Consider the following 15,840-nt stretch of genomic DNA (forward strand, 5'->3'; position numbering starts at 1 on the left):
CACTATGACAGGCAGGATCGAGACATGAAACCGTCGCCGCTCAGGTACCACCGGCCGACCACGGTCGAGGAGGCGTGCCGCATCCTTTCCGAGGTCTCCCACGAGGGCAAGGTGATGGCAGGTGGTCAGTCGCTCGTTCCGCTGCTGTCGATGAGGTTGGCGGCGCCCACACACATTGTCGACATCGGCGCGGTGCGCGACCTGGACACCGTCACCGTCTCGCCGGACTCGGGGGTCGAGTTCGGAGCCCTGGTCACGCATTCCGCGCTGTACAACCATGCCGAGGCCCGCGACGTTCAGCCCCTGCTGAGCCGCGGACTGAACCTGGTGGCGCACCCGACCATTCGCAATCGCGGAACGACCGTCGGATCCATCGTGCATGCGGACCCGTCGGCCGAGATGCCTGCGGTGCTGACGCTGCTCGGCGGGCAGGTAACCGTGAGATCGGTACGTGGGCAACGCGTCATCGACTCGGGCGATCTGTTCGCCGGGCCTCTGGAAAGCACGCTCGAGTCCGACGAGATCGCGCTGTCGGTGAGTGTTCCTCCGGCCCGGGCGGGTGTGGGCACGGCAATCGACGAGATTGCCCGACGCCACGGCGACTACGCGCTGGTCGGCGTCGTCGCGCAGGTCGAGATCGTCGACGGGCACGTGATCACGGCCCGGATGACCTACATCTCGGCGGGCGAACTCGGTGTCGTCGTCGATTACAGCGACGCGCTTGCCGGCGCGTCGGCGACCGACGAACGAGACCCACTGTGGCGGGCAGTCGGCGAAATAGCCCGCGACACAATCGAAACCGATGCCGACATCCATGCGACGGCCGCATATCGATCTCAGCTCGTGTCCGCGCTGACCAGCCGTGTCGGATTCGCGGCGGCTCGGGATGCAAGCGCGGATCGCGTACTCGTAGGAAGGTTGTAATGCCGAAGTCCATCGACGATCAACTGTCCGAACTTCAAGCCGACACAGGCGAGCATCATGTTGCCGTCACGTTCGCTCTGAACGGCGTCACCGAGACCGTCGTGCTCCCGTCTCGCACACTGGCATCGGACGCCATTCGACATTACCTGCGCTGCACTGGAACTCACGTCGGATGCGAGCACGGGGTCTGTGGTGCGTGCACCGTGCTGCTCGACGGAACTCCGGTCCGGTCGTGCCTCGTGCTCGCGGCCAGTCTCGAAGGACATTCCGTCACGACGGTCGAGGGACTTGTCGAACCCGACGGCACTCTGCACCCGGTTCAGCAGGCGTTCAAGGACTGTCACGGACTTCAGTGTGGATTCTGTACACCCGGTTTCGTGACGACGATCGCCGCGTTTCTCGAGGACAACCCCAATCCGACGCACGACGAGGCGACCGATGCCATCGCCGGGAACCTATGTCGCTGCACCGGATACCAGAACATCCGCGCATCGGTTCTTCGAGCCGCGGAGATCACACGCGAGCGCGCAGGCCAATTCCCGCTCGGCGTCGACAACGAAGCCACCCGAGATGCGCTCGACCGCCAGGTGCGGGGGAGCACGCAGCCCGTCGGCGGAAGGGCGGGGCGTTCATGAGCACGCAGGTCGATACCGAACAGGTACTGGGCTCGTCGACCAAGTTCTTCGGCAAACCCATTCCGCGTGAGGAAGATACGCGTCTTCTCAGTGGTCAGGGTCGGTATCTCGACGACCTCGGTCACGGTGCCTTGATCGCCGCATTCGTCCGGTCGCCGCACGCACACGCGCGGATCGTCGACATCGACATCGATCCGGCACTGGAAGTTCCCGGTGTCCACGCGATCTACGTCTACGACGACCTCCTCGACGATTCGGAGGAGATGGCCGAGAGCCTCCCACTGCTGATTCCGCATCCGGCGATCGTGGCTCCTCGCAACGGATACCCGCTCGCCAAGGACGAGGTCAATCACGTCGGTGAGGCAATCGCGATGGTCGTCGCCGACAACCGGTACATCGCCGAGGACGCGTGCGCCAAGATCGACGTGACCTACGAAATGCTCGATGCTGTCGTCGGAATCGACACCGCCCGTGACGCGAGCAAGGCCGTGCACGACGACGTCCCGGACAACATCGCCGCGCGCCTGCAACACGGATTCGGCGACGTCGATGCCGAGATCGCCGCGGCCCCGAATCGTCTGACACTCGATCTCGAGATCGAACGTTCGGCGTCCATGCCGATGGAAGGCAAGGGCGTTTACGCCCGATGGGACGGTGACGAGAATGCTCTGACGTTCTGGACGTCGACTCAGACCTCCACCTCGGCACGTGCCGCGATCGCGGCTCGTCTCGGCATGGCGCTGAACAAGGTTCACTGCATCGCTCCCGACGTCGGAGGAGGCTTCGGAGTCAAGATCGTCCATCCGTGGCCCGAGGAGGTCATGGTCACCTGGGCTGCCCGACGCCTCGGCCGCGCCGGCGTCTCGAACGAGGTCAAGTGGGTCGAAGATCGTCGAGAACACTTCATCTCGAGTGCACACGAGCGCGGACAGATCCAGAAGGTGGACATCGGATTCGACGACGACGGCCGCCTGCTGGCGTTCGACTTCACGTTCTGGCACGACAACGGTGCCTACCTGCCATACGGCATCATCGTCATGATCAACACCGCGACACAGGTTCTGGGTCCGTACAAGCCGAAGTCGTTCCGTGTCGACGCCTATTCGCTGTACACCAACACTGTCCTCGTCACGCCGTATCGCGGCGCGGGTCGCCCCCAGGCAGTCTTTGCGATGGAACGTGCGATGGACGCGATCGCCGACCATCTCGGCAAAGACAAGATCGAGGTGCGCGAGATCAATTTCGTTCGCCCCGAGGACATGCCGTACGACTTCGGTCTGATGTTCCAGGACGGGCGCCCGCTCATCTACGACACCGGTGACTACCAGGCGGGGATCGACAAGCTGAAGAAGCTCGTCGATTGGGACGGTTTTCCCGCGTACCAGAGGCAGGCGAAGGCCGAGGGGCGAACCGTCGGGATCGGCATCGGTGCCTACGTGGAGGGGACAGGCCCCGGGCCGTACGAAGGCGCACACGTCGTCGTCGAGACGTCGGGCAAGATCAAGGCTGCAACGGGATTGACGACGCAGGGCCAAGGACACCAGACCGCGTTCGCGCAGATCGTCGCCGACGACCTCGGGGTCGATGTCTCCGACGTCGAGATCGTCACCGGTGATACCCGGCGATTCGGTTATGCCGTCGGAACTTTCGCATCGCGCGGAGCGGTAATGTCCGGATCGGCGTTCCACGTTGCAGCGCAGATGGTCGCGGAGAAAGCCCGCACGATCGCGTCGGGAATTCTGGACATCGATGCACACGACCTCGAGCTCCGCGCTGGCCATGTCTGCCGGATCGGGACGGAGCCGGGGGTCGAGGGTACGTCGGTTCCGCTGAGTGTCGTTGCGGTGCTGTCCAACCCGCTACGTTACGCGTTCGACCGTGAGTCCAAGCTCGCGACCGGGTTCGCCAAGGCGGACCCTGACATGACCAAGCCACCGATTCCTGAGGGTGAACAGCCCGGGCTGGAGGCGACCGGCTACTACTCACCGCCGCATTCGACCTTCGCGTCGGGAGTGCACGCCGCCATCGTCGAGACCGATCCGATCACGGCGGAGATCACCGTGCTGCGGTACGTGGTCATCCACGATTGCGGCAACGTGATCAACCCGCGCATTGTCGAAGGCCAGGTCATGGGTGCTGTGGCGCAGGGGATCGGCGGGGCGCTGTACGAACGGATCGTCTACGACGAGCACGGCCAGATGCTCAACGCGTCGTACATGGATTTCTTGATGCCGTTCGTCACCGAAATGCCGAACTCTCTCGAGATGGACCACACGGTGACGCCGTCCGGACTCAATCCGTTGGGCATGAAGGGCGCGGGCGAAGCCGGTGTCATTCCCACCAGCGCAGTCATCGCCGCAGCCATCGAGAACGCCGAGGGTATCCCGATCACATCCATGCCGATTTCACCGTCGGAGCTGTTCGAACTTCGTCTAGCACACCAGTCAGCACAGGAGAATTCATGAGAATCGCCGGCACCGCACAGCTCACGGCACCCCGCGAGGAGGTATACGACAACCTGCAGGACGGACGCGTACTGGCCGCGACGATTCCAGGAGTGCAGTCGCTCGAACAACTCACCGACAATCATTACAAGCTTTCGATCATGGCGGGCGTCGCCTCGATCAAGGGCGTGTACGACGGTGAAGTGGTTCTATCGCAACAGGATCGGCCCAACTCGTTCGTGATGACAGCGTCCGGCGCGGGCGCGCCGGGCACTGTCAAAGCCGATGTGACGGTTACGTTGACCGAGAACGAGCAGGGAACCCTGCTGTCCTACGACGCCGATGCAGTCGTCGGAGGGATGGTGGGAGGCGTCGGACAGCGGATGATCACCGGTGTCGCGAAGAAGATGGCCGGCGTGTTCTTCAAGAGCATCGACGGCGTCATCGCCAACGGAATCCCGTCGTCGACGCCTGCTGCAACGTCCGAAGTGACGTCGAGTTCGGAAGCCGTCGTGGAGCAGGCGAATCAGGTACCGAGAGCGATGCCGGTGTCAGGAGGAACCGACGCGCGCACGGTGCTCGTCAGTGCCGCGGCTGGTGCCGTCATCGCCCTGACCGGCGTGGTGATCGGTGGACTTCTAGGACGCTCCAGATAGCATCGTAGACAAAGAATTTCGCCCCGAATCGTCCATGGTTCGGGGCGTTTTTCGTGCGCTCGTGAGCCTGCGCCGAAGAGTGCCCGTCGGGTTCGGCGAAATCTGCCAAAGATTCCTCCTCGCACACGCTGTGGAATGGCATCACACGCCAGCGCCGATCGGATCAATCCCATCGGGAACGATTGTACGGAGGAAGAAGTGGAATCCAGGAAGATACGGATCGGCATCGACACCGGTGGCACTTTCACCGACATCGTGGCAGTCGACGACGAGACCGGCGCAATTGTCACCACCAAGACCCCGTCGACCCCCTCCGATCCCGCGGAGGGGTTCCTCACCGGCATCGAGAAGGTGCTGGAGAAGCTCGGTGAGAGCGGTGACAGTATCGGTGCTGTCAGCCATGGCACGACGGTGGCGACCAACAAGTTGCTCGAGGGCAAGGTCGAGAACCTCGGATTCATCACCACCGAGGGCTACGAGCACGTCCTCGAGATCGCGCGTCAATCCGTGCCCGACGGCTACGGCAACTCCTACTTCTGGGTCAAGCCCGACCGCATCGTGCCGGCCGACCGCGTCAAGACCGTGGGTGGCCGTTTGTCGTTCGATGGCAGCGAGATTCGCCCGCTCGACGAGGGCAGCGTCCGCGCCGCAGCACAGTTCTTCAAAGACCACGGCATCAAGACCATCGGTGTCTGCCTCATGCACTCGTACGCCGACCCGTCGCACGAGGAGCGTGTACGGGACATCCTCGACGAAATGTTCCCCGAGGCCACCGTCAGCATCTCCAGCCAGGTGCTGCGTGAGTACCGAGAGTACGAGCGGTCCATCACCACGCTCGTCGATGCCGCGGTGAAGCCGAACATCCGCAATTACGTCAACAACATTGCGAACCGTCTGCGTGAGTTCTCCACGGCCGACGGCGAATCACGCGACATTCCGTTCTACGTCATGAAGTCCAACGGTGGGGTGCTGTCGGCCAAAGAGGTTGTTCACCAGCCCATCACGACAGTTCTGTCCGGACCTGCTGCGGGTGCACTGGGCGCCGCGCTGATCGCCGATGCTGCCGGCGTCGACCAGGTGCTGACGTGTGACGGCGGAGGCACCTCGACCGACGTCACCGTCGTCGTCCGCGGTGAGCCCGCGCTGACCACCGAGGGACGCGTCGGAAACTATCCGTCGAAGATTCCGATGATCGACGTCGTGACCGTCGGTGCAGGCGGTGGCTCGATTGCGTGGATGACGCCGGAACGCACGCTCCGCGTCGGACCCCAGTCGGCAGGCGCCGATCCCGGACCGTTGTGCTACGGCAAGGGCGGCAGCGACCCGACCATCACCGACGCGCACGTATTGCTCGGACGTATCCCGCCCCACCTCTTGGGCGGTGAAATTCCACTCGACACCGAGCTGGCGCGGAAAGGGCTCGAGCAGTTGGCTTCCGAGCTGAACCTCAGGTTCGAAGAGTGCGCTGTCGGCATCCTCGAAGTGTCGGCGTGGAACCAGGCCAATGCGCTGCGTCAGATCACCGTCAAGCGCGGCCTCGACGTCCGTGACTTCACCCTCGTCACGTTCGGCGGCTCGGGCTCGCTGCTGGCGTGCAAGCTGATCGACATCCTCGGTTTGAAAGACGTGCTCGTGCCGCTCGATCCAGGCAACGTATCGGCCTTCGGATTGCTGACCGTCGACGTACGCAACGATTACGTGCAGACCCATGTCGGACGGCATGACCGTCTGCAGGCGTCGGAGTTGCAGGAGCTCTTCGACACGTTGGCGGGTTCTGCCGAAATCGCGCTGGCAGAAGAGGGATTCGACGAGACCCAGCGTCGCTACGCCCGCACTGCCGACCTGCGCTACATGGGCCAGGCCTTCGAGGTGCGAGTGCCCGTCGGCGAAGGCGCGATCACCGCAGAATCGATGGATGCAGCCGCCGAGGCATTCCACGACGCACACCGCGAACTGTACGGCTACGACTTCCGTGGTGATCCCGCGCAGCATGTCGAGTGGGTCAACCTGCGCGTCAGCGGAATCGGACCCATTCAGCGTCCGGCCGCTCGAACCGTTGCTTCCGGCTCAGGGGCTTCCTCGGCCCGCACCGGTTCGCGTCAGGCATATTTCGACTCCTGGGTCGACACCACCGTCTTCGACCGCGCACGACTCGGAGCAGGCGACACGATCGACGGGCCTGCCGTCATCGAGGAGTTCAGCTCTACCGTCCCGATCCACCCGGGATTCTCGGCGCGAATCGACACCCACGGAAACATCCGAATCTCCAAGACTTCCGACTCGAACGGAGCGAAGTGATGACTGCTGTACTCGATGCTGCCGCCGCGACCGCGGCCAAGCCCTACCGGCTGACCGACACCGACGGCGCAACCCCGGACCCGATTCTCGTCGAGATCGTTGCGGGATACCTGGCCAGTGTGGAGATGGAAGTGGAGACATCGATCTCGCGGACGTCACGTTCGCCGATGATCCGCGACGCGCACGACTTCCGTGCCGGAATCCACGACCGCAATCTACGCAAGCTGACTGGTCGCTCGTACTCGGCGCTGGTGCATCCGGTCGCCCGGGACTTCCCGCTCGACACGATGAAGCCCGGCGACGTCTACTTCCACAACGACGTCTACCTGTCCGAAGGCGGCATCGGCCATCTTCCCGACCTGTGCGTCACGGTGCCGGTGTTCGCTCGCGTGACTCCGGACGTGGAGCCGAAAGTCGTTGCGTTCGTGCAGGCGTTCGGTCATCACGACGACATCGGCGGATGCTGCCCGGGTTCGATGCCGTCCGGTGCGACGACGGTGTACGAGGAAGGCTTGATGGTGCCGCCCATCAAACTGTGGGATCAGGGCGTACCCAACGAGGCAGCACTGCGCATCATGACGCGCAATTCCCGCATGCCCGACGCGCTGGCTGCCGATCTGGACGCCGAATGCTCGGCATGCTTGATGGGAGCGCGGCGGCTCACCGAGCTGTTCGAGCGGTACGGCGTCGACACGGTCGAATCCTGTTTCGACGCGATGATGGATGCGACCACGGAGACGTACCGTCGCGAAATTTTGAGCAAGATCCCGGTGGGCGAGTACACGTGGGAGGACTACGCGGAGCACGACGGCGTCGACGAGCCCATGCTGCACACCCAACGGATCACGTTGACCAAGACCTCTGCCGATGACGAGGGCGGCGAGCGATTGATCCTGGACTTCAACGGAACAGGACCGCAAGCGAAGGGGCCGATCAATCACTGCGGTGACTACGCCGACGGCAACTTCCTGATCAAGTGGCTTGCCCCGATCCTGCGTAACCTTGCCGATACGCCCGAGCGGATGGCCGAGCTCGACGTCAACGAGGGCGTCGTGCCGCTGATCGAGATGAAATTCCCCGAAAAGGGAACGCTTATTACCCCGATCTTCCCGGCGCCGACGAATGCTCGTACGTTCGTCATCCTGCGGCTGCTCGGCGTGCTCGCAGGCGTCGTCGCCAAGGCTGTCGACGGGAACATGCCCGCCGATCAGGAGACCATTCGCTACACCGGCGTCTACGGCGAGGATTTCGACGGCCATTCGTACCTGATGCGTGAGGTGCTCGGGGGCGGATCCGGTGGCCGGTATTATTCGGACGGCGAGGACACAATCCACGTCGTGCCTGATTCGCGGAATCTCCCCACCGAATTCAGCGAAAGTCGCTTTCCGTTCATCGTCGAAAAGCTCGGACTGGCAATCGACTCCGGCGGCGCCGGACGCTACCGAGGTGGGCTGGGCTACGAAAAGCACATCCGAATGCTCAAGGACGCGCACTTCATGTCCATCGCTGATCGCTCGATCCTCGCATGCTGGGGAGTCAAGGGCGGCAAGGCCGGGCGGCCGTTCTCGGTGACTCTCGATCCGAACGGCCCCAACGAGCGGGAGTTCGACGCGCTCACGGACGCGGAGCCGATCAGAGCGGGCGAGGTCGTTCGGATCCGTACCACCGGTGGCGGCGGGTGGGGAGACCCGTTCGACCGACCCGTCGAAGAAGTACTGCGTGACGTCTTGTGGCGCAAAGTGTCTCGCGACGGTGCCCGCGAGGATTATGGCGTCGTCATGACAGGGGACGTAGAGCCGGTCGTCGATATGGATGCCACGGTAGCTCTTCGCGACCGGCTACGGGCCGACCGAGGCGACGAGGAACCGTTCTTCGATCGTGGCCCGGGCTACGCTCGGCTGTCCGGTGGAGATACGTCGGCCGTCTACGACTACCTTCAGAATTGATCATGGACAACGGCATTGCTCGCGGCACCGACATCGCTGTCATCGGTGCCGCGGGCAAGACCGGCAGCGCAGTGGTCGCCGCGCTGCCACCGGGTGCGCGGCGCATCGTGCACACGGCGCGAGCCGAGGGCGACTTCGAGGTGGAGCTCGAAACCGGAGCCGGGCTGCGTAAGGCGTTACTGGGTTGTCGTGCCGTCTACTTCATCGCCCCGAATGTTCATCCGGACGAGCCTGGTCTACTGCGAAATGTGTTGACAGCAGCCGCATCCGCTGGTGTCGAGCACGTGGTGTACCACTCTGTTGCGTGGCCTTTCAGTCCGGCGATGCCTCACCACATGGACAAGGCCGTGTGCGAAGACGAACTGCATCGATCCCCGCTGAAATGGACGGTGCTGCAGCCGTGTGCCTATCTGGAGAACTTCGCGTCGGTGATGGCTGGGGATTCTCGACGAATCACGTTGCCGTACAGCCCGGACACCAGATTCTCGTTCGTCAGTCTGCGCGCCGTGGCCGCCGTCGCTGCGACAGTGTTGGTCGAGGGCTCGCGTCATCACGGTGCGACATACGAACTCGGCGGGTCGGAGGCTATTTCGGTCCGTGAATTGGCCGCGAGGTACGGCGCCGAAGTGGAGCAGATCTCTCTCGACCAGTGGCAGAACACGGTTGGTTACTCTATGCCTGTCGGCGCGGCCTCGAGATTGCGCGCAATGTTCGACTTCTACGACCACCACGACTTCATCGCGGGTGATGCAAGTGTGAGGGCAGTTCTCGGGCAGTCGGCGTTGGTCGGCGAGCAGCTGGCGACGTCGTGAATCTGGATGTCAAGCGACTGCTGCGGTCGGTCGCTACGTTCCTGCATCGAACAGAACTCGACAGGGCGATCGACGAGCTTCGGGATCGCGAACGTGACGCGTGGGTGTCAGGCCGCGTCTTCGACGCCTGGGTGTTGGCCGGCGAGCGCACCGAATGCGAACGAATTCGAAACCTGTGGCCGTGACGCGTGAGGGTGCACGCACGACGCGTACTGCGGGAACTGCCCATTCATGTTGTCAGACAACATGAATGGACCATTCTTGTCTCAGTAGTCGAGGATCGTGAAGGGGTCGAAGATCGAGATTCCCCGGATGTCCCCCTCCGATGATCCGGTCGGGATGGAGATTCCGCGGAGCAGGTGGGCATTGCCTGACGGATCGACCTGCCAGCTTTGGCCCTGACCGTGGAAACTCCAGCTGTAGATCGGCTGGCCAGTGCCGTACGGGCTGATGATGATGGGGTCGTTGCCCCGTGGACCATAGGCCGCGGGATCGAATGCGCTGACGAAGCGTTCGGTGTTCTCGCTGGTGAACGGAGAGTCGTAAATTCCATCGGCTGACGCGGGCGTTGCGGTCAGGGCTGTTGCGCCGACTGCCAGGGCCGTGGCGGCAAATACCTTCTTGATCATCATGCAGTCCAATCGTCGAGGGTCGACTGGTGCATCGGCCATTGCTGAGCACGCGTTACCCGTGATGATCATTCGAGTTCTGGAGCATCGTCTTTCGATTTCGTGAGTGCGGGGAGCCCTACCGGATACAGCTCGTGGCTGCCGCTCATACCCTTCAATTCGACTTTCCGTGGCCTACCCAGCGGGATATCACGACCGAGTTTCACGCTCAGTGGTTCGCTGACGAGAATCTCCCCACCCTCGGCCTGGCTTGCCACGCGCGCGGCCATGGCCACGTTGAGTCCGAAGAGATCGTCGCCGCGTCGCACCGAACTGCCCGTGTGGATACCCATTCGTACTCGAATGTCGTTCCAGCGATCCGGTTTCTCGAGCAGCGCCTCCTGGACGGCCATCCCGCATCGCACAGCCTGCTCGGGGTCGGAGAACGCGATCATGAAGCCGTCGCCCTGGTTCTTGACGACGTGGCCACCATGCGCGTCGACTTGCTTCTGAATCAGCCTGTTGTGTCTTTCCAGTAGCTTCATCCACCCTCGATCGCCCAGCTCTTCGTTGCGCGCCGTCGAGCCCTCGATGTCGGAGAACATGACGACGACGTCTCCGTCCGCGGTCAGCCGGGCCAGGTCGGGGCGTTCGACCTTGGCCCATCCGGCGAGATCCTCGATCGAGTTTCGCACCGTTGCGCCGAACCCCTTGTTGATCAGCGAGTCTGCGGTCTGGAAGGCCGTTCTGATCGCCATCGGTGCGATACCGCGTCGCCGACGCTTGTGCTGCGAATCGCTGCGTGCGCGTTCGAGCGCGTCGCGCGTGCTCTTCAATTGCCGACGGGTGACGATCATCCACACGCCGAGACCGACGATCGCGGCGGCTTCGACGCCGGTTGCAACAATCCACAGGGTCACGGGCAACATCATCGTCGTTCGGTCTGGTGAACCAAGCATTGCCCCCGGCGCGTTGCACTGATGTGCCCGGTCAGGCCAGGGGGGTCAGACGTGGTTGGTTACCTCTGCCGCGGGAGGTCGAGTACGACGAAGCGCAGAGCCGATCGGAGCAGCTCCTGCGTCCGATCGGCCGTCGACAACTCGCGATGGTGGTCACCGCACACGTCCAGGAGCCCGAGGATGTTGTCGCGGTTCTGTCCGCAGATCAAGGCAACATCCTCTGCGTCAAGGGGCGTGTCTGCGGTATCGAGGTGCAAGATCGTCTGCAGTTCGGGCGGCATGCCCGTGTCCGGTGGCTCCGTGCTCAGTTCGGCGGCGATCTTTCCACCCTCGTCTTCGAAGAATCGCAGGAACGTGCCGAGGGCTCGACCGAGGTGCTCTTCGATCAGCGGAGCACAGTCGACTCGCTGGATCGCGACGACATGGTGCTCACCCACGGTGAACTTGATGTCCGGCCACTGATGGGAGTAGCAGGCGGCTTGCGCTGTTGCCGAACGGTTTTCGGGGTGCACACTGAACACCGTGAACAACTCGATCACTGCTGACGTCGAGACTCTCAGGAACGCGGTTCGCCCGTCGAACGTGAAGGGCACGTCGCCGTCGTCGTCCTTGACCGGCGGATGGCTCATGATCGAGGTGAGCATGACGTCGACCTCTTCGACGAGTTGGGTGTGCGCGCTGATGGGCTCCCAGCTGTCGTCGAACATCGATTTGGGTGCACCGTCGTTGATGCTCGCGGTGAGAAACGCCGGATGGGGCACGCCGCGTAGTTCGCGCAACATGAACTCGACTGCGTCGACGACCTCGTCAGGGTCTCCGATGACGCTCAGCCTCAGTGCGGTCTCGGACGGTCCCTCGCTGGTCCAACCGGCGTTGGTCAGCATGATGCGGTCTTCGTGCGTGACGGCGTTCAGCAGTTCGCCTTCGATGACGGCGTCCGCGCCGTAGGGGTGCACGACCAGTGACAGGCCCTTCTGCACCGTGTGGATGGTAAGCCGGTCGTTCTCGCTCATGTCGATGAAGTACGAGCAGAGCCGGCCCGAGAACTGCCGCCATGCCGCAGTCACTCGCGTGTCGAAATCAGGTTCCTCGCTCATGAGGAGCCTCCTTGTGAACAGTTGGCCGCAGTGCGGCCGAATCCTCCCGATACGAGTGACAGTAGCGAGAGGGTCCGACAAACTCCGTCGTCGAATATGTCAGCGAGACAGACGGAGTCGTCGTTCATTCACACAAATGACCCATTGGTCGACGATCTTCGCCGCCATGCCGGGCGGATCCAATCGAGGAATCGAGTCGGCATGAGCATCACTGAACCCGGGGCGTACCGCCCGGTGTGGTTGGGGCCCCTCTGTATCGCCCGTGTTACGCGACGGGTCGGTTCCGTTACGGATTCGGACAAAATCGGGAAAGTGGTTCCGCAGCCCTCTGGATGCAGTGTATACAATGTATATGGCTTCAACAGTTCGTGGCCCACACCACACCGAGGGCGGTGATCTCACCGCTGACCTGCGCACCGCGATCGTCGAGGGTGTGTACCCGCCCGGCCATCGGCTGGTGCAGGAGGAGTTGGCAGATCGCTTCGGCGTCTCGCGAATTCCGCTGCGCGAGGCGATGCGCACGCTGGTCGGCGAGGGTCTGCTGCGCTCCGAACGTGGCCGCGGAACCTTCGTCACCGCGCTCGACATCGAGGAGATCGACGAGATCTACGACCTCCGACGTCTGATCGAGCCCAGCTTCGCCGAGCACGTCGTCGAGCGGGTTTCTCGTCGCGACATCGCTCGCTTCGAGGCCATGGCCGAGGCGATGGACAACGTCGGCGACACCGGCGCGGACACGTGGTCACGCACCAATCTGTCGTTCCACCTCGACATGTATCGGCTGTCGCGGCTACCGATGCGCTACGAGATCATCGCGCAGATGTACCACCGGCTCGAGCCGTACTCCCGCTTCTACGTGCACGGCACGAACGCTTACGAGCGCGTGCAGTGCGAACACAAAGGCATGGTCGACGCGCTCTCCAGTGGTGACGCGACCGCCTTGGCCGATCTGATCCTGGCCCACATCGAAGGTGGGCAAACCGGCCTGCACCGGGCCTGGGAGAACTCGGCCGACGACATGAACACCTATTGGAGGGCCAAACTGTGACCGCCGTGCACATCGACACCGACATCGGCGAAGGATTCGGTGTCTGGGGAATCATGGACGACGGCCCGTTGCTCGACACCGTCAGCGCAGCCAACGTCGCGTGCGGCTTTCACGCAGGCGACCCCGACATCCTGCGTCGGACGACGAAAGAGGCTGCTGCGCGGGGTGTCTCGATCGGCGCACAGGTCTCCTACCGTGACCTGGCCGGCTTCGGTCGTCGCTTCATCGACGTCGAGGTGTCGACGCTCGTCAACGACCTCGTCTATCAGATCGGCGCCCTTCAGGCCTTCGCCCGTGTCGCCGGCACCGAGGTCACGTACCTCAAGGCGCACGGCGCGCTGTACAACGTGGCAGCGGACAACGCCGGGCATGCCCGCGCCATCGTCGAGGCCGTCACGCTCGTCGACCCGACGCTGCCTATCCTGTGCCAGTACGACACCGAGGTCTGGACCCAGGCCATCGACGCCGGAATCCAGCCGATCGCAGAGCTTTTCGTCGATCGCAACTACACGTCCAAAGCTCGGCTGGTCAGCCGTCGTCATCCGGCGGCGCTGATCACCGAGCCCGAGGCTGCCGCCGAACGGGCCGTGAAGATGGTGCAGACCGGCGAGACGGTGTCCGTCGACGGCGACACCGTGCGGGTGCTCCCGCCGTCGTACGACGCGGTTGCCCTGTGCGTGCACAGCGACACCGCAGGCGCCGTCGAGATCGCAACGCAGACGCGTAAGGCGCTGGCCGACAGCGGTTTCGGTCTGAGCCCGATCGGACGGCGCCCGTGATCGAGCTCGACACCCTGCATCGCGCAGGCGACCGCGGATGGCTCGTGGACCTCGAGCCGAAGGTGATCCCGGCGTGGATCGCCGCGGTACGTCGTAGCGAATGGGCAGCGTTGCTGCAGGACGTCGTCCCGGCAGCCGCCTCGATTCTGTTCATCGCGCACCGCAGCCACGACATGCCCGTGCTGGAGAACCACATCCGAGGCCTCGTGCAGAATTCCAGCCTGACCCAGGCCACGGAACAGCATCACGGCAACACCGTCACCATCCCGGTCGTCTACGACGGCGAGGACCTCGACGACGTCGCCGCAGCGTTGAACATGACCGTCCAGGACGTAGCGGACATGCACTCTGCTGCAACCCACACCGTCGGATTCTTCGGTTTCGCACCGGGTTTCGCGTACATCGACGGCTGCCCCGACCAGTTGGCGCTGCCGCGTCGTACGTCGCCACGACCGAAGGTCGACGCCGGTGCCATCGCAATCGCCGGCACGCAAACCGTCGTCTACCCGGGTCGTACGCCTGGTGGGTGGCACATCATCGGGCACACCGATGCCGTGTTGTGGAACACCGAGTGGGACAACCCCAGTCGGCTGGCCGTCGGGGACCGCATCGTGTTCGAAAGGGTCATCCGATGACTACACTTCTCGAAAAGCCAACGCAGACAGTCGCTGCCTGCATCCTCGACCCCGGTGCCTCGACGACCATCCAGGACGCGGGCCGCGCGGGATACGCCCACCTCGGTATCACCGCGTCGGGCCCGGTCGACCGTGCTGCGGCAGCGCTGGCCAATCGACTCGTCGGCAACGCCGAGAATGCTGCCGTGTTCGAGAACCTGTTCGGCGGACTGTCGTTCACCGTCACGAGTCCGCGTTACGTCGCGCTCACCGGTGCGCCGGTGGAGGTGCGCGTCGACGGCCGTGTCGTGCGTGAGCCGCAGCGTGTCTATCTCGCTGCAGGTCAGCGCCTTTCGGTCGGACGTCCGGCTGCGGGCCTGAGGATTTACGTCGCGATCTCGGGCGGCATCCGTGCCGACACGACGTTCGGATCCGCGAGCAGCGACGCCCTGTCGGGTCTCGGCCCCGCCGCCATCGCAGCGGGTGACGAATACAAGCTCGGTCCGACGACGACCGCCCCAGAACTTCCACTCGAACTTGCACGCTCCCGGTACCCGGAAGGTACTGTGCAGCTACGCTTTCGGTGGGGACCCAGAGATTCGCTCTTCAGCGTGGAAGACAAACAAGCTCTGGTATCGACCAGCTGGACAGTGGGTGCCAACAGCAACCGCGTCGGCATCCGTTTGACCGGCGAGCCACTGACCATCGGCTCGGTCGACCTTCGCAGTGAAGGAATGGCGTTGGGCGCGATACAGGTTCCCCCATCCGGGGAGCCCATCGTGTTCCTGGCCGATCATCCCGTGACAGGAGGCTATCCCGTCATCGGGGTGGTCACGGAGGACGATCTGGATCTGCTCGGCCAAGCCGCCGTCGGATCCACCGTCACGTTCTCCAACTCTCTCTGACCGACAACCAGAACGATCCCGAAGGCCATCAGCAGGACGGCAATCCTGCCGACGGGCTCCAGGGAACCGTCGCCCATTCATCAGTGCGCCCGCGACTCGACTTGCCCGTCTACCG

General features: G+C 63.6%; 15 protein-coding genes. 12 read left to right on the plus strand and 3 right to left on the minus strand.

All coding sequences use genetic code 11. The features are described from left to right. Positions 1 to 24 precede the first annotated feature (24 nt). The 8 genes from A3K89_RS21175 to A3K89_RS21210 all read left to right on the plus strand — a co-directional run bounded on the left by A3K89_RS21175 (position 25) and on the right by A3K89_RS21210 (position 9,900). Entirely contained in the window at positions 25 to 924 is a 900-nt protein-coding gene (locus tag A3K89_RS21175; RefSeq protein WP_068430274.1) for an FAD binding domain-containing protein, read from the plus strand. Then, a complete protein-coding gene (locus A3K89_RS21180) occupies positions 924 to 1,559 on the plus strand; it encodes a (2Fe-2S)-binding protein (RefSeq protein WP_068430278.1) in 636 nt (211 codons plus the stop codon). The genes A3K89_RS21175 and A3K89_RS21180 overlap by 1 nt, the downstream gene beginning before the upstream one ends. After that, the gene (gene cutA / locus A3K89_RS21185; RefSeq protein WP_068430281.1) at positions 1,556 to 4,024 is read left to right on the plus strand and encodes an aerobic carbon-monoxide dehydrogenase large subunit; all 2,469 of its coding nucleotides are present in this window, start codon (positions 1,556 to 1,558) and stop codon (positions 4,022 to 4,024) included. The genes A3K89_RS21180 and cutA overlap by 4 nt, the downstream gene beginning before the upstream one ends. Continuing rightward, on the plus strand, positions 4,021 to 4,659 hold the full coding sequence (locus tag A3K89_RS21190; protein WP_068430284.1) for an SRPBCC family protein: 639 nt from the start codon (positions 4,021 to 4,023) through the stop codon (positions 4,657 to 4,659). The genes cutA and A3K89_RS21190 overlap by 4 nt, the downstream gene beginning before the upstream one ends. Before the next feature lie 198 nt (positions 4,660 to 4,857). Further along, complete coding sequence (locus tag A3K89_RS21195; RefSeq protein WP_068430287.1) at positions 4,858 to 6,957, plus strand: hydantoinase/oxoprolinase family protein; 2,100 nt, start codon at positions 4,858 to 4,860, stop codon at positions 6,955 to 6,957. Beyond that, on the plus strand, positions 6,957 to 8,903 hold the full coding sequence (locus tag A3K89_RS21200; RefSeq protein ID WP_068430290.1) for a hydantoinase B/oxoprolinase family protein: 1,947 nt from the start codon (positions 6,957 to 6,959) through the stop codon (positions 8,901 to 8,903). The genes A3K89_RS21195 and A3K89_RS21200 overlap by 1 nt, the downstream gene beginning before the upstream one ends. 2 nt (positions 8,904 to 8,905) lie before the next feature. Continuing rightward, a complete protein-coding gene (locus A3K89_RS21205; protein WP_068430293.1) occupies positions 8,906 to 9,715 on the plus strand; it encodes an NmrA family NAD(P)-binding protein in 810 nt (269 codons plus the stop codon). Continuing rightward, positions 9,712 to 9,900 (plus strand): hypothetical protein, encoded by a 189-nt coding sequence (locus A3K89_RS21210; RefSeq protein WP_068430296.1) that lies wholly within the window; start codon positions 9,712 to 9,714, stop codon positions 9,898 to 9,900. Before A3K89_RS21205 ends, A3K89_RS21210 begins: the two co-directional genes overlap by 4 nt. Before the next feature lie 81 nt (positions 9,901 to 9,981). On the opposite strand, the gene A3K89_RS21215 is transcribed toward A3K89_RS21210, so the two are convergent. The 3 genes from A3K89_RS21215 to A3K89_RS21225 all read right to left on the minus strand — a co-directional run bounded on the left by A3K89_RS21215 (position 9,982) and on the right by A3K89_RS21225 (position 12,379). Then, positions 9,982 to 10,347 (minus strand): hypothetical protein, encoded by a 366-nt coding sequence (locus tag A3K89_RS21215; RefSeq protein WP_254303616.1) that lies wholly within the window; start codon positions 10,345 to 10,347, stop codon positions 9,982 to 9,984. Positions 10,348 to 10,412: 65 nt separating this feature from the next. Further along, entirely contained in the window at positions 10,413 to 11,252 is an 840-nt protein-coding gene (locus A3K89_RS21220) for an adenylate/guanylate cyclase domain-containing protein (RefSeq protein ID WP_174551488.1), read from the minus strand. An 89-nt stretch (positions 11,253 to 11,341) separates the two neighbouring features. Further along, a complete protein-coding gene (locus A3K89_RS21225; protein ID WP_157105400.1) occupies positions 11,342 to 12,379 on the minus strand; it encodes a T3SS (YopN, CesT) and YbjN peptide-binding chaperone 1 in 1,038 nt (345 codons plus the stop codon). Between the two features lie 352 nt (positions 12,380 to 12,731). On the opposite strand from A3K89_RS21225, the gene A3K89_RS21230 reads away from it, so the two are divergent. Genes A3K89_RS21230 through A3K89_RS21245 form a run of 4 tightly spaced genes read left to right on the plus strand, consistent with a single transcriptional unit; the run spans position 12,732 to position 15,725 of the window. After that, positions 12,732 to 13,427 carry a GntR family transcriptional regulator gene (locus tag A3K89_RS21230; RefSeq protein WP_068430303.1) on the plus strand — a complete coding sequence of 232 codons (696 nt, stop codon included), beginning with the start codon at positions 12,732 to 12,734 and terminating at the stop codon, positions 13,425 to 13,427. Beyond that, the gene (locus tag A3K89_RS21235) at positions 13,424 to 14,206 is read left to right on the plus strand and encodes a LamB/YcsF family protein (RefSeq protein ID WP_084423924.1); all 783 of its coding nucleotides are present in this window, start codon (positions 13,424 to 13,426) and stop codon (positions 14,204 to 14,206) included. Before A3K89_RS21230 ends, A3K89_RS21235 begins: the two co-directional genes overlap by 4 nt. Continuing rightward, complete coding sequence (locus A3K89_RS21240; RefSeq protein ID WP_068430306.1) at positions 14,203 to 14,841, plus strand: 5-oxoprolinase subunit B family protein; 639 nt, start codon at positions 14,203 to 14,205, stop codon at positions 14,839 to 14,841. Before A3K89_RS21235 ends, A3K89_RS21240 begins: the two co-directional genes overlap by 4 nt. Then, positions 14,838 to 15,725, plus strand: coding sequence for a biotin-dependent carboxyltransferase family protein (locus A3K89_RS21245; protein WP_157105401.1), 888 nt, complete (start codon positions 14,838 to 14,840; stop codon positions 15,723 to 15,725). Before A3K89_RS21240 ends, A3K89_RS21245 begins: the two co-directional genes overlap by 4 nt. Positions 15,726 to 15,840 lie beyond the last annotated feature (115 nt).

It is taken from the genome of Rhodococcoides kyotonense, from assembly GCF_001645385.1.
Lineage (GTDB): Bacteria > Actinomycetota > Actinomycetes > Mycobacteriales > Mycobacteriaceae > Rhodococcoides > Rhodococcoides kyotonensis_B.

Excerpts from the sequence above, each read along its gene's own strand:
- A3K89_RS21175 (WP_068430274.1), top strand. The coding sequence starts at position 25 with ATGAAACCGTCGCCGCTCAGGTACCACCGGCCGACCACGGTCGAGGAG.
- A3K89_RS21180 (WP_068430278.1), top strand. The coding sequence starts at position 924 with ATGCCGAAGTCCATCGACGATCAACTGTCCGAACTTCAAGCCGACACA.
- cutA (WP_068430281.1), top strand. The coding sequence starts at position 1,556 with ATGAGCACGCAGGTCGATACCGAACAGGTACTGGGCTCGTCGACCAAG.
- A3K89_RS21190 (WP_068430284.1), top strand. The coding sequence starts at position 4,021 with ATGAGAATCGCCGGCACCGCACAGCTCACGGCACCCCGCGAGGAGGTA.
- A3K89_RS21200 (WP_068430290.1), top strand. The coding sequence starts at position 6,957 with ATGACTGCTGTACTCGATGCTGCCGCCGCGACCGCGGCCAAGCCCTAC.
- A3K89_RS21205 (WP_068430293.1), top strand. The coding sequence starts at position 8,906 with ATGGACAACGGCATTGCTCGCGGCACCGACATCGCTGTCATCGGTGCC.
- A3K89_RS21215 (WP_254303616.1), bottom strand. The coding sequence starts at position 10,347 with ATGATGATCAAGAAGGTATTTGCCGCCACGGCCCTGGCAGTCGGCGCA.
- A3K89_RS21220 (WP_174551488.1), bottom strand. The coding sequence starts at position 11,252 with ATGTTGCCCGTGACCCTGTGGATTGTTGCAACCGGCGTCGAAGCCGCC.
- A3K89_RS21225 (WP_157105400.1), bottom strand. The coding sequence starts at position 12,379 with ATGAGCGAGGAACCTGATTTCGACACGCGAGTGACTGCGGCATGGCGG.
- A3K89_RS21230 (WP_068430303.1), top strand. The coding sequence starts at position 12,732 with ATGGCTTCAACAGTTCGTGGCCCACACCACACCGAGGGCGGTGATCTC.
- A3K89_RS21245 (WP_157105401.1), top strand. The coding sequence starts at position 14,838 with ATGACTACACTTCTCGAAAAGCCAACGCAGACAGTCGCTGCCTGCATC.